The organism is Marinobacter daepoensis DSM 16072 (assembly GCF_000421165.1).
GTDB lineage: Bacteria > Pseudomonadota > Gammaproteobacteria > Pseudomonadales > Oleiphilaceae > Marinobacter > Marinobacter daepoensis.
Map to the genome: position 1 here is coordinate 1 of NZ_ATWI01000010.1, position 21,060 is coordinate 21,060.

A 21,060-nucleotide genomic window follows, 5' to 3' on the forward strand; every position below is an offset into this window, starting at 1 on the left:
GAACTGACGCATGGATTCGATCTCGTACAGCGCGTCTTCCATGGCAGGACCACTGAGGTTGTAGAACAACTGCATGCAGTGAACACGCAGCATGGCAGACAACGGATAGGGAGGGCGTCCGTTCTGACCCTTGGGGTAATATCGGGCCACCTTCTTCTCCAGCTGTTTCCAGGGAATCAGCTTGTCCATCCGTTCCAGAAAGATCTCGCGGCGGGTTTTGCGCTTCTTGGTCTGGTACTCGGCTTCGGAGAAAGTGATCTGATCCATGGTGGCAACGATCCTATGCGGTTGACGATGGCCGTATTATCGCTGATTTCGGAGACTTATTCAGAGTCTCCCTAGTTCCTATGGCCCCCTGAAATTCAGCCGGGGTGAGTGAACTAATCGTACAATCTCTGAGTTTGGCCGCGAGGACTACACGAAGATACCCATTAAGAATTTTCCGTCCATGCTCGAAGTGAAACTCAATGGCATTTTTAACTGAGCTGAACACCTCCTCTGAAGGTAGGGTTCGGTATCTACCGTGAGGTTCAGGGTTTGGGTGAGTGAATTGATGAGCAGCTACAAGACTTTCCACGGAGGGGGCTGGAAGGCCAATTTCGTGAAGAACGCCTAGTTTGTAAATCGATGCTCTATATAACGCGAGAGTACCCGAGGTTACTGCTTTCTTTGAGCCCGTCGTAACACTGACAGGATCGTATTCTCGAACATGCCTATCTGTAATTGAAGAGTAAGCAAGGCACGTCACGGCGGCGGGTTTAGTACTGTACCTCATTCGAATAGATCGCTTATATATCTGCTCTGAAATTGCAGCTGACTTTGGTGCCCGACCTAGTGCCCTGTTCTGAGCAATAAATCCATGAGCCTTCAAAGCGGCCCTCAAATTTGGCAAGGTTTCTGGATCTATGCCAAATGACTTCGCTTCTAGCTCATCTTCAGCCGTTACAATGGACATCCCAGGAGATAGTCTGAGAGCCTTATTCATGTCGATGGGGTCCGTCTTGTGCATGAGATCTTGCGCGAACTCTACGAGCTTAGCTGGCCAATCGAAAAGCGCTTCGAAGACATCATTAGATCTTAAAAGCTGGCTCAGGATGCCTTTAATGTCATCTTCTGAAAGACCTTCAAGTCCATACCTGTACAACTGGAATCGTTCATCATTGAGAAGAAGGTAATCGATTAAGTGCATGGTTCGGTTGAAGGCCGCATATTGCGACTTCAGGCCATTAGCAGCGCCGCTATTTTCATACGGATGCGTACTGGCAATGAGCCAATATTTAAAGCTATCGAGCAGAACGGCGTTTTCTGGATCGGTGAGCAAGCTGGCATCGGATAATTCGACTCTCCAATCCAGTTCCTTTTGGTTTTTGAAGTCAAAGGAGTATCTCCAAACATCAGCCTCGAAGTCGCCTGTGAGCCATTCAGCCTGCCGATATAGGCTAGAAGGGGCTTCGAAGTGATGCGCTAAGAACTCAAGCTCAAGCGGTAGATCCATAAATCAAACCTTCCATTTTTTTAGGGTTAGCGAGTTTCCTAGCAGCAGTAAGATGCTGTTTGAGAAGAGCATCAGATCCTTCTTGAATTTCCTTTTCAATCAGGCGAGATACATCTGACCAGTAACGCGCTAGACCCGATACACGATGCTTTCTTTTAGACTGATTTACCGCTTGATTTAGAGAAAGGAGAGCAGCAAGTATCCCTTTATCGATTGAAATGAGGACCTGATCATTCCGAGATTCTGAGTTGCTCGAATCAGCTACTCTCTCAGGATCGGATAGATGGCTAGGAATATCTTTTAGGGCATGGTTTTTTAGGAATTGATGGAGTTCTTCCATGCTTTCAAAACCCGTAGCCTGCATTAAATATGGGCTGTCTTTCAGGGCCTCACAAACAAAGGCCCTTTGGAAAATTCGAATCCATCGAGTTTGAAAGAATGCAAGGATGCTATCGGGCAGGTAGTGCCTTAAAAGATCCTTCTTGTAAGCGGCATGGCCGAGGGCTTCAGCCATTTTTTGAACACTTTGCGTTGCCAAATAGATCTGAACCCCTTTCGAAGCTCTGACCGTTGCAAGAGTAACCCGTGAAATCAGCTTTTCCACTTCACCACCTTCCATATCTGTGAAGCGTAAAAATCTACTCTTTATATCATCGATATACTCTTGGTTCGCATGGATGTAATCCGCTTTCCAATATGCTATTGCGCCAGCTCTGGGGTAAGACCAGCCTCGCCCGCTGGTAAGGAATAACTTTCGCCAGTTGTCGTCACCGTGAGCCTTGAGGTATCTTCGAAGAGGCTCTGTTATTTCAATGATTTGGCGAACCAAAGATGCAGAGCGAGGTGAAAGGAAAACCTTCATTTCTGATAGCTTCGACCTTCTTCTATCTTTGTAGCCGGTAAGGTGGTAACCAGAATCACCTTTAATAAAACCAGTTAGTTGCCCTTTCTCATTGAACAGATCTAATTCCTTGAGAAATGAATGGGTGATCTTAGGATTTTGGATCACCAATAGGATCATGAAGGGAAACAGCGACCAGGTTGTGGGAATGCCAAGTTCATGAGCCAAAGGAACTCGCTTAATTCGCTGGCCAATAGACCTCGAAAAAAAATCATCGTTCACTGTCCCAAAACCATAGTGCTCAAATGAAGCACAAAGGTTTTCAGCGCCAATCCCATCAATGCTTTTGGGCTGAAAAGCAAAGTTAAAAACTTGGCCAGACTTGGAGAGCAAAATCCTTCTAAGTTGGCGTCTTCTTAGATCTCGGGCACTGCTCATAGCCCAACGTTCTACTGTATCAAGATCCTTGTTGATCTTGCTAAAGAGCACTTCAATGGCTTGGTCGTCGGTGTAGTACAGCGGAACTTCCGTAAGTAGTTTGTCATGAACATCAACGCCATCCTCATTTTTTGAGATTCTAGTATTGGCTCCGAAGGTATCACGAGCACTCACCTTGGGAATTCCGGAACCAAAAGGTTCCGGCCAAATACCTGGTTGGAAGAAGATTTCGTCAACATTAGAAACCATTCGATTCCACGCCATTATCTTTGCGCTTAAGTTTAGTCCCTCGTTATTGGCCTCCAGAAAATAGGATCGCAGAAGCGCCCGAAAAAAACCTGATATCTTCAGTGGGTCGTCAAATGTGGAGGGCGGCCAGTCCTTAGGGTGCTTGGAAAGAAATCTCGCCATGTAGTTCGCTTCGAAATAATTGCACCGAGCCTGTTTGGAAAAGAAGGCACGCCAGCGATAGTAAAATGACACGGTAAATTCTTCGCCGTGGCTGTGGTACAGGTTGGCCAAATAGAGATAATTCTCTTTGTTTTTCCGAGACAGTATTGGCCAGCCCGACCAATAGAGAACCTTGTCCTGGTCCAGAGAGGTCTTATCGAGTTCATGCGAAACAACTGAGTTGAACTCTAGGTCATCAATCCACTCTGGGTGATCGCCTAATCGCTTCTCGAACAGACTTATCAGGGAGTGCTTAAAATCTTCAAAGTACGTTCTTTTACTGGTAGCCCCCAATTCCAGCAACGACTCTCCCATAAACACCGAAAAGAAACCCTCGATGATTGTCTGAAACCGGCCCGTCTCTATGTCGGTATGGCCTATATCGAAGCCGTTTAGGTCGGCATAGCAATCAAGCAGTTTCAAACACCTCTCGCTAATCCCTTCGATAGAAGTTCGACGTGAATACACTGAAACCCAAGCGTCCCGAAAGCTATCGACAAGGTCATTACCAAGCCTCTTGAAAGGATAATTTTCGAGGTAAATTGAGTTTCTGATGATTGTCATTGCTATCGAGAGGCCTTTTAAGCTGAGTAAGTGTCCTATAATCAAAAGTATAGTTCGTTTTTGATAAAAGTGCCAAAATAGGAAAATCACCAAACGCTCGTTGCAGGCGGATCTGGGGCTGGCCCTGGTGCGTGAGAGCCAGCAGGCATTGCGGGAAGACCTTCGGTTGCTTGTGATGTCGGCAACGCTGGATACCGAACCCCTCGCCCATGTACTGGGCGATGTGCCGGTATTGACCAGTGAAGGCCGGGCTTTCCCGGTGGCGGTGTTGTACCGGCCATTGCCCCGTCAGGGCCGCCTTGTGGATCAGGTGGTGGCGACCATACAGGAAGCACTGCGGGATCAGACGGGCTCGTTGCTGGTGTTTCTGCCCGGCGCCGGGGAAATCCGGAGAGTGGCTCAGCAGTTGACCGGCCAATTGCCCGGGAACACGGTACTGGCGCCGCTGTATGGCAACCTTAAGGCTGAAGAACAGGACCAGGCCATTGCTCCGGCGGCTCAGGGAACCCGAAAACTGGTGCTGGCGACCGCCATTGCCGAGACCAGCCTGACCATTGAAGGGGTGCGGGTGGTGATTGATGCCGGCCAGCAACGCAGGGCCGTGTTTGACCCCAACAGCGGCATGACACGGTTGGTGACTGGCAAGGTCTCCAAAGCCTCGGCCGAACAGCGTAAGGGCCGGGCCGGGCGGGTGGAGCCCGGGGTGTGCTACCGGCTCTGGAGCGAGTCTGAACAGTTCGGGCTGGCGGGCCACACGCCGCCCGAGATACAGGCTGCGGATCTTGCCCCTCTGGTACTGGAGCTGGCCCAGTGGGGGGCTCGCGCTCCGGAACAGGTCGCCTGGATCGATGCGCCTCCGAAGGCACATTGGCAGCAGGCGGTGGATTTGCTGCACTGGCTGGACCTTCTGGATGCTGAGGGAGCCATCACGGAACATGGCAAAGCGGCCCGGGAACTGGGCCTGCACCCTCGGCTGGCGCACATGGTGATCCGGGCGCGGGCGCTTGGGCTGGGGCCGTTGGCGGCCGATCTGGCCGCCATACTGGAAGAGCGGGATCTGCTTGGGCCGGGCGCGGGCGCCGATCTGCATGAGCGCGTCCTGGTGTTACGGGGTGGCCGCAGCCCCCGGGGGCTGGATACAGCCCGCCTCAAGGCGGTTCAGCAGGCGGCCAGACGCCTTTCCCGGGAGGGCACGGCCGGGGAGCTGCCGGTGGCCTCAGAGGTGGGGCGGGTTCTGGCCCTGGCCTATCCGGACCGTATTGCCCGCCGGCGGGCAGGTATCATGCCCCGATACCAGCTCAGTAATGGTAAAGGTGCGGTCTTGCGGGAAGACGACTGGCTGGCAAGAGAAGAATGGCTGGTGGCTGCAGATCTTGATGGCAAGGCCCGGGAATCCACAATTTATCTGGCTGCGCCGGCAGATCTGGCCACTCTGGAACTGGATCTGGCCGCCCACGTCAAAGAGAGCGAGGAGGCCCAGTGGGATGACCGGAGGGGCCTGGTGGTGGCACGCCATGTCCGCAAGCTGGGTGCCCTTGTACTGGCGGAAAAACCCTTGCCTCAGGTTGCGCCGGAGCTGGTGCTTCAGGGGTTGCTGGACGCGGCGCGCCGAAAGGGGCTGGACAGCCTGCCCTGGAGCGACCGCGCCCGTCAGTGGCGGGCGCGGGTGCAGTTGCTGTCGGCCCGATTTACGGGTGAATGGCCATCGGTTTCTGACGAAGCCCTGTTGTCGACGCTGGATCACTGGTTGGCACCGTTTATGACGGGTATGCAGCGCTGGTCTGATCTGGCCCGTCTGGATCTGGTCCCGGCCCTCACCAGCCTGCTGGATTATTCAAAGCAACAACAGCTGGATAAACTGGCCCCCCCGAAACTCACCATCCCGACGGGGCAGAGCGTCATGCTGGACTACACCGCCGACAATGGCCCGGTACTGGCTGCCAAGTTACAGGCGTTGTTTGGCTGGACCGAGACCCCGGCCATCGCGGGGGGGCGGGTGCCGGTGGTGATTCACCTGTTGTCACCTGCGCAGCGACCACTGGCGGTGACAGCAGATCTGGGCAGCTTCTGGAGGAACGTATATCCGGATGTGCGAAAGGATAACCGGGGCCGTTACCCGAAGCATCCCTGGCCGGAAGACCCGTTGACCGCCCAGGCTCAGCAAGGTGTGAAAAAACGCCCGGCTCACTGAAGCAGAACGCGGCTTTTTTCCAGATACACACTCCCCTGCCGTTTGACGGTGCCCGGATCGGCTCGCTCGGAGGCCTTGTGCACCTTTTCCAGGCGTTCGGCAATATCTTCCAGTTCGTCGTCCAGTTTCCCCAGTGCATTCTCCAGTGTGTAGGTCAGTTGGTGAACCTCATTCATGGCTTCCGGTGTGAGTTCGCCAGACAATGCGGTCTCCAGGCGCCGGTTATACGTCGAGAGATTGGCAACGGCCTGCTCAAGGGTTTGGGATGGTTCACCCTTAAAATGCTTGTAGTCGTCGTCGGCCTCGGCGGCCAGGGGGAGGGAGAACATCAGGGCTGCGACAGAGAGAATCAGAGACTGTTTCATCGGGTATCCTTAAATTGAATGTGTAATACGAATTATTATCAATTATATGTTGGTTGACCATGAGATGCGTCAATTCGGGCAGCGATTAGCGCTTGTCAGCCTGGCCGGCCCGGTGCATGGATTTCATGGGTATAACTGCGCATTTGCGGGGTTCAGAAAAAAGCCTGAATATCGCGCAATCAAACGGGCGCTGCAGCGAGGCTGCGGCGCCTTATCTATGGCCGTTTGCCCCACGGAGGGATGCGCCGCCCATGCTCCAGACCCCCAACGCCGATATTTCCGACTACTACACTGCTGATACGTTCAAGCGGATCAAGGACTTTGCCGATGGCAAGGAGACCCCGTTTGTGGTGATCGACACACAGACCATTGACCGTCAGTATCAGGAGCTGGTGGAAGGCTTTCCTTACGCCAAGGTCTACTACGCGGTGAAAGCCAATCCTGCGCCTCAGATTCTGACGCTGTTGCGGGACAGAGGTGCGAATTTTGACATCGCATCGGTGTATGAGCTGGACAAGGTGATGGCATTGGGTGTTACCGGTGACCGGATCAGTTACGGCAACACCATCAAAAAGGCCAAAGACATCCGCACCTTTTATGAAAAGGGGGTGCGCCTGTACGCCACCGATTCCGAGGCGGATCTGCGCAACATCGCCAAGGCCGCGCCGGGCTCGAAGGTGTACGTGCGTATCCTGACCGAAGGCACCTTGACCGCAGACTGGCCCCTGTCACGAAAATTCGGCTGCCAGACCGACATGGCGATGGACCTTCTGATCCTGGCGCGGGATCTGGGCCTGGTGCCCTACGGTGTGTCGTTTCACGTTGGTTCCCAGCAGCGGGAAATCGGTGCCTGGGATGCGGCGTTGAATAAGGTGAAGGTGATTTTCGAGCGCCTGAAGGAAGAAGACGGCATCGAACTGAAGATGATCAACATGGGGGGCGGTTTCCCGGCCAATTACATCACTCGCACGAACGAGCTGGGGGTGTACGCGGAGGAGATTGCCCGTTTTCTCCAGGAGGACTTTGGCGATGAACTGCCGGAGATCATCATCGAGCCGGGCCGGTCGCTGATTGCCAACGCCGGGGTGTTGGTGAGTGAGGTGGTGTTGATTTCCCGAAAATCCCGCACGGCCCTGCACCGCTGGGTGTTCACCGATGTCGGCAAATTTTCGGGGCTGATTGAAACGCTGGATGAGTCCATCAAGTTCCCGATCTGGACCGAGAAAACCGGTGAAGGTGAGGACTGTGTGATTGCCGGGCCAACCTGCGACAGCGCCGACATCATGTACGAGCATCACAAGTACCCGCTGCCGCTGAATCTCGCCATTGGTGATCGGATGTATTGGTTGTCGACAGGAGCCTATACCACGACCTATAGCGCCATCGAGTTCAACGGGTTTCCGCCGTTGAAAGACTATTACCTCTGACGGTCAGGCCGGTGTGGCGAACAGGGATCAGCCTTCGGGCTGATCCTTTTTTCGTTCCAGGTCCAGAGTAAAGGCCAGGGGGAGAACCAGCAGGCTGTAGGCGATCATGGTCATGATGGCGTGGCGGGTATCCCCCGTCCAGTCGGAGATGACGCCCCCCAGCATGGGAACGGAGAACGCCATGGCATAACCCACCAGAAAGGTGCCTGCAGACAGTCGGCCGGTTTCCGATGGGGCGACCAGCAAGGGTGGCAGGGCAACCAGCACAATCAGCAACATGCCGGCGACACAGCTCATGAACGTGGCGCTGGCAATGGACCACCAGCCATCAAGCATCAGAGTGCCCAGCGTCCCGGTAATACTCAGGCACGCGAGCGCGACGATGGCACTGCGCCGACCAATCCAGACGCGGGCCATTTTCAGCATGATCAGTGACGCTGCTACCTGAGCGACGTTGAACCAGAACAGGGCCTCCGAGAGCCGGTCGAACTGGCCTTGCTGCTCCAGAAGGTTACCCATATACGCGTTCAGACCGAAGAACATGGAGCCGGATAACCCCAGAAGCAGGCCAAGACGGAGCGTCAGTGGGTTTTTCCAGTCGGGTAACCAGGCGCCCTTGCGGGCAGGCGGTGCGTAATCCCGTTTGGGCAGATACAGGGCGGCGGCGACCAGCAACGCGGGTAAAGACCAGGCGATCAGGGTGGCGCGCCAGCTGTGATCAAACAGGGGCATGACCAGTGGCAGGGTAATGCCGGCACCTATGAACTCACCCATCAACAGGCCATTCATGTAAATGGCGGACCCCAGCGCGATGTGATGGGGTTGCAACCAGCGTGGTAGTAGCGCTGGAAGAGCGGGTTGCATCATGGCGACGCCCAGTCCCATAACGGCACTGGTGATCATCAGGGTCAGGGTATCGGGCACCAGGCCTCGGCCTGCAGAGCCGAGCACCATAATGACCATGGCCAGAGCCAGGGTGTTCCTGGGGCCGAGACGGGAGATGGCCAGCGAGCCAGGCATGGCGCCGATAGCGAGCATCAGAATAGGCAGAGTGGTCAGCGCCCCGGTCAGGGTCTGGGACAGCGCCAGATCCTCACTGATGAACGGCGCCAACGCCGGGGCCACCAGTACCGGAATACGCAGATAAACACCTGCCAGCCAAAGCAAGATCGCCACCGGCAGCAATCTTGCTGGCGGTGGCGATGTGGTGGCAGTGGGATGGATTGCCACGGTCACGGGAGTCAGTCTTCGCTGGTGTCTGGCAGGTAGGCGCCATCCTCGTCGTGAACTTCACGGCCGGTGACCGGCGGGTTGAACGCGCAGATCAGGCGCATGTCTTCGGTGCCGCCCCGGAGGGTGTGCTGGTCATGCTGGTCGAGTGCGTACAGGGTGCCATCGGTAATCTCGTGGGTTTCACCGGTGGCTTTGTCGGTAATGGTGCCGTTGCCAGCAACACAGTACACGGCTTCCAGGTGATGCTTGTACCAGAGATTGAGCTCGGCGCCGGCAGGAATGATGGTTTCGTGGAACGAGAAACCCATGCCGTCTTTCTTGAGCAGCATGCGGCGGCTGGTCCAGCCCGGTCCGTGAACTTCGCGTTCGGTACCAATGATGTCTTGCACTCGTACGATTTTCATTCGCATTCCTCATTTTGTGATGGAATAGCCCTACAGTATAAACATGGCGTTCATGCCCGGTTCAACCGCCAGTCGCTGTAAGCGGCCATTGAGTGCTCGATGGCCGCGATCAGGTCTTCCCGCTGGGCGTGATTCAGGGGCTTCTGTTTCCGGCAGCGGTCCAAGGCGCGCTGAATGGCCCGGCGGCTGGTTTTGTCCAGCGTCGCCAGCCAGTGATGATCTGCCGGTTCCAGTTCGAGCAGGTCCCGGCCGGCGTGGTTCCGATGACTGACATGCCACCAGTGGTCAACGGCCCGGCCGAGCACCACATAGCCGAACTGGGCATCCTGCACCGGGCCGAAGCGGGCGGTTTTCAGGCCGTCTTTCAGAGGGCCGATGCTGAGCGCTGGCAGCACCAGACGATCGCCGTAAAAGTAACTGCCTGCGGCGCCAATGATGCCACCCACCAGCGCGCCGGTTCCGAGGGAAGAGCCCAGTGTGACAGCATCAATGCCTGCGCCCCCCACGGCACCGGCCCCAAACCCGGCCGTGGCCAGGTATTTCCGGCTGACGGCCCAGTGTTTCCGGGTGTCTTCAGAGAACAGATCGTGATCACTGGCCCATTCCAGCTCCGCTTCCTGGCGCTGAATTTGCTGATGTTGGTAGAGGTGTTCAATACGGAGCCGGAGGGTTTGCTCCCGTTGCCTCTGGCGCTCATACCAGCGCTCCCTCAGAGTATCGGCCAGGCTCTCATCACTGAGGCTGGTTACCTGGTTGAGGGTCAGGGATCGCGTTTCCTGATGGGACATCAGCTCTTCAAGTGCATCGGCGATCAGTCGGGCGGCGTGATGCTGGTGTTGTCTGCGCTGCTCAGCCAGTAGCCGAGTGGCGTGTTCCAGCGGTTGCTCCCAATCTGGTTCGAGCTGCCCAAAGGCTTTGAGCAGGCTCAGATGTTGATCGAACGGGGCGCGAACGGCATCGAACTTGCGGACAACCTGAAAGAACTGGCCAAGTGCAGCTTGCCAGGTATCGCTATGGTCATCAGGACCGATGCTGTTGATCAGGGCCAGGCTGGGGCGGCCCGTCCAGCGCAGGATGGTCATCTCCGCCTCATGTTCGGGGCTGTATGGGACCGAGCCATCCACAACATAGATAATGCCAGCGCCGTCCAGAATGGGGGCAAGCAGCTCACATTCATCGACAAAGCGGCCATCCCCCTGATGCTGAGTGACGAATGCTCTGACGGTGTCCGGGTGGTCCGATGCCGACAGACTATGGGCCTGCAGCCACTGCAGTACCCTCCTTGGCCGCTGAAACCCCGGGGTGTCTACCAGGGTATACAGGGTGCGGCCGTCGACTTTCAGCGGGTAGGCCTGCCGGGTCCGGGTGGTTCCGGGTTCCAGCGCTATGGCGATGGCATCGTTCTGCGACAGCGTCGCTACCACGCTGGATTTGCCTTTGTTGGGGTGGCCGACCACGGCAAACATGGGGGCGGACGTCATAGTGCTCCTCCCTCACCCACACGTTGGGTGTCCGGCGCTTCCGGTATCCGGACGATGCGGGCAAAACCGGCCGGCAGTCTCTCTGCAAAACGGAGCCAGGGTTGCAACAGATGGGCGGCGGGTTGCTCGCTGGCGTTGGTGGCCAGAGGCAGGATCGCCACCTGCGTCGAGTCTGGCCACTGGGCTTTGGCCTGTTCAAGAAAATCGAACAGTTCGCCGGTCGGAGGCTCCCAGCTGCGGGTGACCAGAAGCACAACGGGGGAAGGCTCTTCGGTCAGTGCTTTGCCAATGCTTTGCAGTACCCTTTCATCATCGGCCAGGGTAGCCCGGCCCCCGGCCCGGAACCGGAGCGTCTGGGGCCCGGATAACAGGGTCGGCAACTCTGGCTCGCCAGCGCCTGCCCATTGGATGAGCTGGCGGCTGTCCGGCAGGGTCTCAGGGTGAGAGCGGGTCCGCGTGTCGGGTAAATCGTGTGCGTCGTTGTGCTGATTGCCGGTGTCGAGTGTCGGGGTCTCCATGCGGTAGTGCAGGGTTTGCATGCCTGGGTGGCGTGTCAGCAGTTGTCGGGCTTTGTGGTGAAGGGCCCAATGGCTGAAGGCCAGGAGCAGCAGCCTTGGCAGAAACACCCAGGTTATCCACAACATGACGATGAATGGCCACCAGTGCCCCCATTGGGCGGGGTCGATGCCTGAGGCGCCCGGAGCTGCCCGGAAGAACCGGGTGGCCTCGATCAGCTCCAGAGAGGGAGCCGCGGCGGGCCACAGGCTTTGCCAAGGGGTTGCAAGCGCGCTTACGACCGCGTGATAGCGAGCGGCGGCGGTGTCCAGTGTGGTGCTCCAGCCGAAAGCAAGATCCTGAACCACCAGCATCACCAGTAGCGTCATGAGCCCGGTCAGAGCAAAGGTGGAGCCGCCCAGGTGAGCGGCTTTGGCCATCATCAGGGGATGCAGTGGTGCGATTGCGGGGCTGCCTGGCTGAAGGTTTAGTCGACGGAGCAGCCATCGCCAGGGTTGCCAACCGGCCAGGGACTGGGTTGTGGTGGCCAGGGCCAGCAGATTTTGCAGGGCGACAAACGCCAGAAAAAGGGTCACGTTGATGCGGGACGCGCCTTCAAAGAACAACAGCCCGGACATGGTAAATACGCCAAACAGGGCCCCGGTCAGAGCAAAGCCGCTGTTAATCCGCCGCCATTGCCGGAGTGTGCGGGTAGCGGCATCGTTGCGGGTGCCTGGGCCGCTGAGACGATCCATGTGGGCAAGCCAGGTGGCGGCATCAGGTTGGTCGCCACGGGCCTGGCAATCCAGTGCGAAGCGCCGGTCCCGGCGGTGAAGGAAAGCGGGGCTTTGGTCCCTGTCCCGCTGGATTCGTTCATCAAAATCCAGCAACAGACGAAGGGGGTGTTGGCTCATGCAGAATCCTGTGCATTGGGTCAGTGAAGGGAGTGTTCAGGGGCTCCCCTGCTTTCCTGCTAGGATATAGCCATTACTGTGAACGAGGCCAGCCGGAAAGCGTTATGCCCCACCATCTGATGAATCTGCGCCATGTACCTGACGACGAGGCTGACGACATCCGTGCCCTGTTCGATGAGCACGAGGTGCGTTATTACGAAACGCCGCCCAGCCGCTGGGGCATCAGCATGGGCGGCTTCTGGGTTAACGACGACGAGGAAGCCCGGCGGGCGCGGGCGCTGCTTGATGCCTATCAGCAACAGCGTTTCGAAACCCAGCGCCAGGCCTATGAGCAGGGGCTTGCCCGGGGGGACATTGGTGGTGTTGGCTCCATGTTTCGTCGTTATCCGTTGCGGACTCTGGCGGCTTGCCTGGCCATTGTGGTGATCATTGGCATAAGCCTGTTGCCGTTCATTCGTCTTGGCTGAGCTTCGGTGTTTTCTTCCCGACGTGGCGGTTCCGGTACCCCTGTGGTCAGCAGTTGTCTGGTTTTCCGAACGGCGTCCGGTGAACCGGACGGTGTGCTTCCCGGATGCGCCCCGCAATCGCTGGCAGCTCATGGCCTTTCCTCAGGGTGTCCGGAATTCCGGATTCACCAGTGCCCTGTCGGCCGTGAGTACTGGTTTTATTAGCTAATTCAATCGTTTGGTTTGTTGGCACAGGATCCGCTAGGACTCTGGTGCCCCATCTCTGGGGTGAACTTAACAACAACAAACAAGGATTGATCATGAAACCAGCACTGCTCAGCACCCTGATGGGTGTCACGTCGGTTGCCCTCACCGCCTGCAACGCCGATGAGGTATTCAATACCCGGCCAGACTTTGTGATCGGCAATATCCAACATCAGGATTATGACGGTCAGTCGGATGATCTTCTGACCGCAGGTCTTGGCGCGGCCGGCCTGGCCAGCGCCACGGCGCCGGCCTTCACAGACCCGCTGGCCCCGACGGCAGCGGAGTTGCGCCGACTGGCGATTTACAATAACTATCGGGCTCTGGTGGATACGTCACCCGGTGGTGGGTACGGTCACCTGTTTGGACCGGCGGTGGGGAACCCCGGTGACCGAATTCCGGGCCGGGAATTCATCGCCCGTATGGTCGTGCCGGGCACCACGGTACCGGTAACCGTGATGGCTCAGGTCCCGGATGCGTTTGATCCGGAGTTTCCATGCATGGTGACGGCACCGTCCTCCGGATCTCGCGGCATCTACGGAGCCATCGGCACTGCGGGTGAGTGGGGGCTGAAGAAAGGTTGCACGGTGGTCTACACCGATAAAGGTACGGGCACCGGTGCCCACAACCTCGCGACCAATACCGGCCAGACGGTGACGGGTACGTTGACGGGGTTGGCCGATGAGGCCCTGTTTCTGGCAGATCTGGCCCCGGATCAGCGAGAGCGTTTCAACAGTCAGTGGCCAGACCGCTTTGCGTGGAAACATGCTCACTCCAGGCAAAACCCAGAATCGGACTGGGGCCAGCAGGTGTTGCAGTCCATTGAGTTCGGATTCTATGTGCTGAATACGCTTTATGGCCGAGAACTGGGCAATGGCAATACTCTTCGTACCATCACGCCGCGCAACACGCTGGTGATTGCCTCGAGTGTCTCCAACGGGGGCGGCGCGTCGGTGAGGGCCGCCGAACAGGATGACCGGGGCCTGATTGATGGTGTGGCGGTGTCGGAACCGAACGTTAATCCGGCTGTGGACCGGGGGTTCACCATTCGTCAGGGCGATGGTCCGGTCATTGCCGATCACAGCCGGAGCCTGCTGGATTACACCACTGCGCTGGCGGTGTATCAGGGTTGCGCTAACCAGACATCGCTGAACCGGGACAGTGCCCCCCTGAATGCGGTGTTCAACCCCCCGGAAACCGGCCTTAACATCTGTCACTCCCTGTTCAACAAAGGCCTGGTCTCGGGTGCCACGCCGGATGATTGGGCCACCGATGCTCAGCGCATTCTCAATAACGTGTACGGTGTGCAGCCGGAGCAGAATCTGTTGGCCCCCCTGCACTTTGGCCTGGCTGTAGCTCAAAGTATTTCCATGACCTACGCCAACGCTTATGCCCGGGCGGGGGTTGAGGATCGTGTGTGTGGACTGAGCCTGGCGGCAACAGACAGTGCCGGCGCGGTTGTGCCCCTGGCACCAGCCGCAGAAGCCGCGCTCTTTGCGGTCAGTAATGGCATTCCGCCGACGGCGGGTGTGAATCTGGTTTACGATAACGCCGAGGGGCAGCCGACGAACCTCGCCATCAGTGCGTCGCCCAGTTCTAGCCAGGTGGATTATGGCCTGGATGCCTTGTTGTGCCTGAAAAGCCTGGCCGACGGTGAGGATGTGGTAACCGGAACCGCTCTGACGGGCGCTCAGGCCGAGCTGTCGGATGCCATGGCCGGTGGCGTCGCTGCCATCCGGGCCTCAGGCAACCTGCAGCGGAAACCGGCGGTGTTTGTGACCGGGCGGGCGGATGCCGTACTTCCCATCAATCACACCTCCCGCCCCTACGTTGGTCTCAACCAGCGAGTGGAAGGCAGGCACAGTCAGTTACGATACTACGAGATCCTGAACGCCCATCATCTGGATGTGCTTAACGGCCTTCCGGGCGTAGGGGATCGTTATGTGCCTCTGCATTACTACTATTTCCAGGCGTTGGACCTGATCTGGGCTCATTTGACGGAAAAGCAACCGTTGCCGCCGAGCCAGGTGGTGCGTCCCATTCCCCGGGCCAGCCTGGCGACTCCCCTGAGCGAGGCGCATCTGCCCGCGATACAACCGGCGCCAGCGGAGACAGACCGGATTATCTTTACCGGCTCTCAGCTTCGCATCCCCGACTGAACCGCCGGGCCGCTGGCTTGATGCTGGCCGAGCGGGATTGCCCCCGGTCCGGGGGCTTCCTATACTCTGGTGACGGCGTCCGGAAATCCGGACGCCCAAGGACACATCATGAAACCATCCCCACCCGTGAGCGCGCGGACTATGAGCGAGTTGTTTGCCAACAAGAACAAAAGCGGTCTGACCCGTGACCTGATTGAAGCCCTTTTCCCCATGTTTGAGGAAGCCAGTGCGGGCGCCATTGCCGTTGACCGGGATGCCATGATCACCTGGATCAACAGCAGTTACTCTCAGTTGCTCGGGCTGGTAGATCCTTCCCATGCCATTGGCAAGCCGGTGCGCAAGGTGATTCCCCAGACCCGGATGCCGGAGGTTGTGGAAACCGGTAAGCCCCTGTTGCTGGACATCATGGAGCACAACCGGCAGCAGCTGGTAGTTACCCGCCTGCCCTACTATGACGAACAGGGTGGCATTGTGGGGGCAGTGGCGTTTGTGCTGTATGACGATCTGCAGCCGCTGACGCCTCTGGTGGCTAAATACCGGCGCCTGCACAGGGACCTCGCCGCTGCCCGTAAGGCTCTGGCCAAGAAAGCCCGGGGCACGCGATACAGTCTGGGCGATTTTGTCGGAGGAAGCCCCGCAGCACTGGAAGTCAAACGTCGGGCGCGCCTGGCTGCCGGGCGTGACATGCCGGTTTTGCTGCTTGGGGAGACCGGCACCGGTAAGGAAGTTCTGGCCCAGGCCATCCATGCGGTCTCGCCGCGTGCCAACCACCCCTTTGTCGGCGTCAATGTGGCGGCGGTGCCAGAAAACCTGCTGGAAGCCGAGTTTTTCGGTGTGGCTCCGGGGGCATACACCGGCGCTGACCGCCGCACCCGAGAAGGCAAGTTCCAGCTGGCCAACGGTGGCACACTTTTCCTGGATGAGGTGGGGGATATGCCCTTGCCGCTGCAGGCTAAATTATTGCGGGCTTTGCAGGAAGGCGAGATTGAACCGCTGGGATCGAACAAGGTGGCCATGGTGGATGTCCGGGTGATTGCGGCGACCAGCCGCAATCTGGAAGCCATGATTGCCGAGGGAAGCTTTCGCTCCGATCTTTATTACCGCCTGAACGTGCTGGAGATCAATATTCCGCCCCTGCGAGACCGATTGGCAGATCTGGGGGTGCTGTGTGAGGCCCTGCTGGGAGAAATCTGTGAGGGTCAGGAGTTGCGTGGCGACATTACCGATGCTGGCGTGGCGGCGTTGGGCAGTTATGACTGGCCGGGCAACATCCGTGAGTTGCGGAACGTCCTGGAGCGGGCGCTCACCATGAGCGAAGAAGGCGAGCTGCTTGATGCGGATGCCATTTTCAAGGTGCTGCCTCGGGGTGGCCAGCGGCTGATGTCGCCCTCACCAGCCAGGCCGGTACGTCCTCTGGCCCGGATTGTGGCGGAGGCTGAGGCCCAGGCCATTGAGGAAGCCCTGGTGACCTGTCGGGGCAATCGCACTAAAGCGGCACGACTGCTGGGGATTTCCCGTTCGGTACTCTACGAAAAACTGGCCAGACTGTCCTGAATCCCGGTCAGGTGTCCTGTTGTCCGTACAGTTACCTACGACCATTGTCTTTAAGTGTCTTGAAATCCGGACGGCGGTCTTTTTCTGGTGGAGGGTTTTTTTCGTATTTCATTGAAATGTAAGGTTTTATTTTCTATGGCATGGTGTCTGCTTTAAGCCCGGGTGCAGGACGTCAGAACAATGTATGAAAACAAGGCTGGCGTAAGCCCGTTGGACCCAAACCTGTGCAGCTTTGGTTTCCTGCGTTGTCTGATCAGATTCAGGCGTGGCCTGCCGGCAACGAACCGGAGGCTTTACGACAACAACAAAAAGGATCACTTCATGTCGATCAAGCATAAGCTTTCAAAACTGACCTATGGATTTACCGCCGCTGCCATGATCACCGGTGGCCTGGCAAGTGCGGACGCCGTGGCCGCCGAGAAAGTACGCTGGCAGGTTCCTTTGGCCTTTCCTTCCCACCTGGTGGGCCTGACCACCCCGGTCAAGCATCTGACAGAAAATCTCAAGGCGATCTCCGGTGGGGATATCCAGTTGCGTTACTACGAGCCGGGTGAGCTGGTGCCTCCGTTTGAAATCATGGACGCAGTGGGAAGTGGCAAGTACCCGGCGGGCTACACCTGGGTAGGCTACGACCAGGGCACGATTCCGTCCCTGCCCCTGTACTCCGGTGCGCCGTTTAATCTGGAGCCGCCCGCCTACCTTGCCTGGTATTACGAGGGCGATGGCCGTGAGCTGCTTGAGGAAATCTACGCTGAGCGCAACATTCACCCGATGCTGTGTTCCATCATCGGCCCGGAGGGAGCCGGCTGGTTTGCACAGCCCATTAAGGGCATGGATGACTTTGACGGCCTGAAAATCCGGTTTGCCGGTATTGGCGGCAAGGTACTGGAGAAACTGGGCGCGTCTGTCACCATGGTGCCCGGCGGTGAGATCTATCAGGCTCTTGAGCGCAAAACCATTGATGCCACGGAGTTCTCTCAGCCGGCGATCGACAAGATGCTGGGCCTGGACCAGATCATCAAGAACTACATCATGCCAGGCTGGCACCAGACCCTGACCACGTCACACCTCCTGGTGAACAAGGACACCTGGGAAAAACTCAAACCCGAAACCCGTGCTTTGATCGAGATGGGTTGTGAATCCGCCACCCTCAAAGGTTTTGCCCAGAGTGAATGGGCTCAGCCGACGGCATTGCGTGACTACGAGAAGGAAGGGGTGACCGCGCAGACTCTGCCCGAGCCGGTTCTGCGGGAGCTGCAAAAGGTGACCAACGAGGTTCTGGATGAAATCGCTGCCGAGGACGACATGTTCAAGCGCGTCCTGACCAGTCAGCGGGAATTCATGGAACATCATTCCATCTGGCACTCCAAGGGCTACCTGCCCAGAGACTTCTACCAGTACGACTGATCAGCGGATGATGATCGTGGCAGGCGGCGTTGTTTGGCTGCCTGCCTTCTCCTGGCATCCGGACTATTCGAGGTTGTTGTGACTGATACCAATGTATCCGGGGATGAGCAGTCCCCGGCCCCCGACGAGGCGTTGTTGCCCACCAATGCGCTGGCCTGGCGGCTGGACCGGCTGGTGGTGGCCGTCGGCCGCCTGGGTTCATGGCTGTGGATCGGCGTGCTGGTGGTGGTGCTGATCAATGTATTTTCCCGTTATGTGCTGTCCCAGGGGTCCATTGCCCTGGAAGAATTGTCGTGGCATCTGTTCGGCACGGCCACCATGCTGACGCTGGGGTACGCCGTTGTGCGTGACGATCATGTGCGGGTGGATGTGCTGAAAGAAAAGTTTTCGCCCCGTGTCCAGGCCAGCATTGAACTGATGGGGATTGCCCTGCTGGCGTTGCCGGTCATTTACCTGATGGTTGAGGTGCTGGTGCCCTATGCCTGGAAAGCCTGGATCTACCAGGAGCGGTCCCAGGCCCCCAGTGGTTTGCCGTACCGGTTTATCTTCAAGAGCATGCTGCCCCTGGGGCTGATTTTCGTCATGATTGCGCTGTTCTCAAGGCTTCTGCGCTGCGCCACCTTTCTGTTCGGGTTTCCCCGGGCGGTGGTTCCTCCCAACGATGATCGCCGGTCTGCCGGCCATCCCAATCCCTGATCAATGAGGCAGACGTCATGGGTGTAGAAGCGATTCTTGTTATCGCCATGTTCGCCAGCTTCATGGTGCTCCTGTTACTGGGGTTCCCGGTTGCCTGGTCACTGGCAGGGATTGGCCTGGTGTTCGCCATTGTCGGGCACGTTATGGTGGAATATTTTGACTCCTCCCTGTGGTTTACCTGGCAGGGGACCATGGGGGTACTTGATGCCAGAATCTATGGCATTGTCGCCAACGAATTGATGGTGGCGCTGCCCATGTTTATTTTCATGGGCATTATGCTGGACCGCTCCGGTATCGCTGAAAAACTGATGCACAGCCTGGTTCGGGTGCTTGGCCCTCTGCGTGGCGGGTATGCGATCACGGTGGTCATTGTGGGTGTGCTGCTGGCTGCTTCCACCGGTATTGTGGGTGCCTCGGTGGTGTTGCTGGGCATGTTGTCTCTGGGGCCGATGATGCAAGCCCAGTACAACAAATCCCTGGCGGTGGGCACGGCGTGTTCGGTCGGAACCCTGGGCATTCTGGTGCCGCCAAGCATCATGCTGGTGTTGATGGCGGACCGGCTGGGAACGTCAGACGCGTCGGTTGGCAAGTTGTTCATGGGGGCGCTGATCCCGGGCATCATGCTGGGGGTTCTGTACATCCTGTACATTCTCATCGCCTCGTTCCTGAAAAAAGACCTGGCCCCGGCCCCGAAAGATCGAACACCACTTGATGCGCGGGCCTGGCTGGACGTTCTCAAGGCGGTGTTGCCACCAATGGCCCTGATTATTGCGGTCCTTGGGTCAATCTTTTTCGGGGTGGCCACCACCACCGAAGCGTCGGCGGTTGGTGCCGGTGGGGCCATGCTGATGGCCTTTGTCAGCAAGCGGCTGGATATGGCGACGCTGAAAGAGTCGCTGTATCAGACCAGCCGGACATCGGCCTTTATCTTTGGCATCTTCATTGGTGCGACGGTGTTTGCTTCGGTCCTGCGTGGGCTGGGGGGCGATGAGGTAATCGAAAGTGCGATCACCGGCTTGCCGTTTGGCACGACGGGCGTGCTCCTGACGGTGTTGTTTATCACCTTCCTTCTGGGGTTCTTTCTGGATTGGGTGGAAATCACGCTGATTATCCTGCCTCTGGTGGCGCCGGTGCTGTTCAAGATGGGGGTAGAGCCGGTCTGGTTCGCCATCATGTTTGCCATCTGCCTCCAGACGTCTTTCCTGACGCCGCCGGTTGGGTTTTCTCTGTTTTATATAAAGGGTGTCTGCCCTCCGGGCATTACCACTCGGCACATCTATCTGGGGGTCTTGCCGTTCATTGCGCTTCAGTTGCTGGCGCTGGCACTGGTGTTCTGGTTCGAACCCCTGGCCACCTGGCTGCCGAACGAAGTTTACGGAGGGTCCTGACCAGGCCCTTCGTTCGATTCCCGTAACACGTTTCAATCTGCAAGGAGAGTGAGACCATGCGTCTTCGCAATCAAGTTGCTCTGATTACCGGCGCTGGCCGGGGCATTGGCCGGGCCATTGCCGAACATTTCGCGCGTGAAGGCGCGCGGGTGGCGGTGGCCGACCTGACGCTGGAAAGTGCCGCTGATACCGTGGCCGCCATTGAAAAGGCAGGAGGAACCGCCATCGCCCTGGCCATGGATGTCACCGATGAGCAAGCGGTCGAACAAGGCGTAGAGGCCATTGTTGAGCAGTGGGGGCAACTGGACGTTGCCCTGGCCAACGCGGGTATCCAGCACATAGACCCCGTGCACAAACTGACGTTCGCCGACTGGCGTAAGGTGATGAACGTGCACCTGGACGGGGCGTTTCTGGTTACACGCGCCGCGCTGCGACAGATGTACACCCAGGGCGCGGGTACCATGCTCTATATGGGCTCGGTACACTCGGTGGAAGCCTCTCCGCTCAAGGCGCCCTACGTGGCAGCCAAACATGGCATGCTCGGGTTGTGTCGGGCGGTGGCAAAAGAAGGGGCAGAGCATGGTGTGCGCAGCAACATCATCTGTCCCGGCTTTGTGCGCACGCCGCTGGTAGATCGGCAGATTCCGGAACAGGCCAAAGAGCTGGGCATTTCTGAAGAAGAAGTCATTCGTAACGTCATGCTCAAGAATACGGTAGACGGTGAATTCACCACCCTTGAGGATGTATCGGAGCTGGCGGTACACCTGGCTGCGTTCCCCTCTGCCGCCCTGACCGGCCAGTCGATCGTGGTCAGTCACGGCTGGCACATGCAGTAATTGATGGAGAGA

16 protein-coding genes and 1 pseudogene are annotated in these 21,060 nt (G+C 57.7%); 9 read left to right on the plus strand and 8 right to left on the minus strand.

Annotated features, from left to right (window positions below; all coding sequences use genetic code 11):
- From K325_RS0109855 to K325_RS0109865, 3 genes are all read right to left on the minus strand, one after another.
- Nucleotides 1-267: transposase (locus tag K325_RS0109855; RefSeq protein ID WP_169441781.1), on the minus strand; the 267-nt coding region annotated here is incomplete at its 3' end.
- Between the two features lie 13 nt (nt 268-280).
- A complete protein-coding gene (locus K325_RS0109860) occupies nt 281-1,495 on the minus strand; it encodes a hypothetical protein (RefSeq protein WP_029654098.1) in 1,215 nt (404 codons plus the stop codon).
- A complete protein-coding gene (locus K325_RS0109865; protein WP_156836586.1) occupies nt 1,479-3,647 on the minus strand; it encodes a hypothetical protein in 2,169 nt (722 codons plus the stop codon). The genes K325_RS0109860 and K325_RS0109865 overlap by 17 nt, the downstream gene beginning before the upstream one ends.
- Before the next feature lie 232 nt (nt 3,648-3,879).
- On the opposite strand from K325_RS0109865, the pseudogene hrpB reads away from it, so the two are divergent.
- Nucleotides 3,880-5,979 (plus strand): annotated as a pseudogene (gene hrpB / locus K325_RS0109870) (ATP-dependent helicase HrpB); the annotation flags it as partial.
- Here hrpB and K325_RS0109875 read toward each other — a convergent pair.
- On the minus strand, nt 5,973-6,344 hold the full coding sequence (locus K325_RS0109875; protein ID WP_029654101.1) for a DUF6746 family protein: 372 nt from the start codon (nt 6,342-6,344) through the stop codon (nt 5,973-5,975). The pseudogene hrpB and the gene K325_RS0109875 sit on opposite strands and share 7 nt — an antisense overlap.
- A 251-nt stretch (nt 6,345-6,595) precedes the next feature.
- On the opposite strand from K325_RS0109875, the gene K325_RS0109880 reads away from it, so the two are divergent.
- Nucleotides 6,596-7,771, plus strand: a complete 1,176-nt coding sequence (locus K325_RS0109880) for a type III PLP-dependent enzyme (RefSeq protein ID WP_029654102.1) — start codon at nt 6,596-6,598, stop codon at nt 7,769-7,771.
- A 27-nt stretch (nt 7,772-7,798) separates the two neighbouring features.
- Here K325_RS0109880 and K325_RS0109885 read toward each other — a convergent pair whose 3' ends face one another.
- The 4 genes from K325_RS0109885 to K325_RS0109900 form a co-directional block, all read right to left on the minus strand.
- Nucleotides 7,799-8,947, minus strand: coding sequence for an MFS transporter (locus tag K325_RS0109885; RefSeq protein WP_420835447.1), 1,149 nt, complete (start codon nt 8,945-8,947; stop codon nt 7,799-7,801).
- Between the two features lie 65 nt (nt 8,948-9,012).
- Complete coding sequence (locus K325_RS0109890) at nt 9,013-9,408, minus strand: ectoine synthase (protein WP_029654104.1); 396 nt, start codon at nt 9,406-9,408, stop codon at nt 9,013-9,015.
- A gap of 50 nt (nt 9,409-9,458) precedes the next feature.
- A complete protein-coding gene (locus K325_RS0109895) occupies nt 9,459-10,889 on the minus strand; it encodes a GTPase/DUF3482 domain-containing protein (RefSeq protein WP_029654105.1) in 1,431 nt (476 codons plus the stop codon).
- On the minus strand, nt 10,886-12,298 hold the full coding sequence (locus tag K325_RS0109900; RefSeq protein ID WP_029654106.1) for a DUF2868 domain-containing protein: 1,413 nt from the start codon (nt 12,296-12,298) through the stop codon (nt 10,886-10,888). Before K325_RS0109900 ends, K325_RS0109895 begins: the two co-directional genes overlap by 4 nt.
- Before the next feature lie 104 nt (nt 12,299-12,402).
- On the opposite strand from K325_RS0109900, the gene K325_RS0109905 reads away from it, so the two are divergent.
- The 7 genes from K325_RS0109905 (at nt 12,403) to K325_RS0109935 (ending at nt 21,048) form a co-directional block, all read left to right on the plus strand.
- Nucleotides 12,403-12,765: a DUF6164 family protein gene (locus tag K325_RS0109905; RefSeq protein WP_029654107.1), complete on the plus strand. Its 363-nt coding sequence runs from the start codon at nt 12,403-12,405 to the stop codon at nt 12,763-12,765.
- A gap of 299 nt (nt 12,766-13,064) precedes the next feature.
- Nucleotides 13,065-15,167: a 3-hydroxybutyrate oligomer hydrolase family protein gene (locus K325_RS0109910; protein ID WP_029654108.1), complete on the plus strand. Its 2,103-nt coding sequence runs from the start codon at nt 13,065-13,067 to the stop codon at nt 15,165-15,167.
- A gap of 108 nt (nt 15,168-15,275) precedes the next feature.
- Nucleotides 15,276-16,721: a sigma-54 interaction domain-containing protein gene (locus tag K325_RS0109915; protein WP_420835448.1), complete on the plus strand. Its 1,446-nt coding sequence runs from the start codon at nt 15,276-15,278 to the stop codon at nt 16,719-16,721.
- A gap of 321 nt (nt 16,722-17,042) precedes the next feature.
- A complete protein-coding gene (locus K325_RS0109920; RefSeq protein ID WP_029654110.1) occupies nt 17,043-18,128 on the plus strand; it encodes a TRAP transporter substrate-binding protein in 1,086 nt (361 codons plus the stop codon).
- A 78-nt stretch (nt 18,129-18,206) separates the two neighbouring features.
- The gene (locus tag K325_RS0109925; protein WP_029654111.1) at nt 18,207-18,824 is read left to right on the plus strand and encodes a TRAP transporter small permease subunit; all 618 of its coding nucleotides are present in this window, start codon (nt 18,207-18,209) and stop codon (nt 18,822-18,824) included.
- Nucleotides 18,825-18,841: 17 nt separating this feature from the next.
- Entirely contained in the window at nt 18,842-20,212 is a 1,371-nt protein-coding gene (locus tag K325_RS0109930; RefSeq protein WP_029654112.1) for a TRAP transporter large permease, read from the plus strand.
- Nucleotides 20,213-20,268: 56 nt separating this feature from the next.
- Nucleotides 20,269-21,048, plus strand: a complete 780-nt coding sequence (locus K325_RS0109935) for a 3-hydroxybutyrate dehydrogenase (RefSeq protein WP_029654113.1) — start codon at nt 20,269-20,271, stop codon at nt 21,046-21,048.
- The last annotated feature ends 12 nt before the right edge of the window (nt 21,049-21,060 follow it).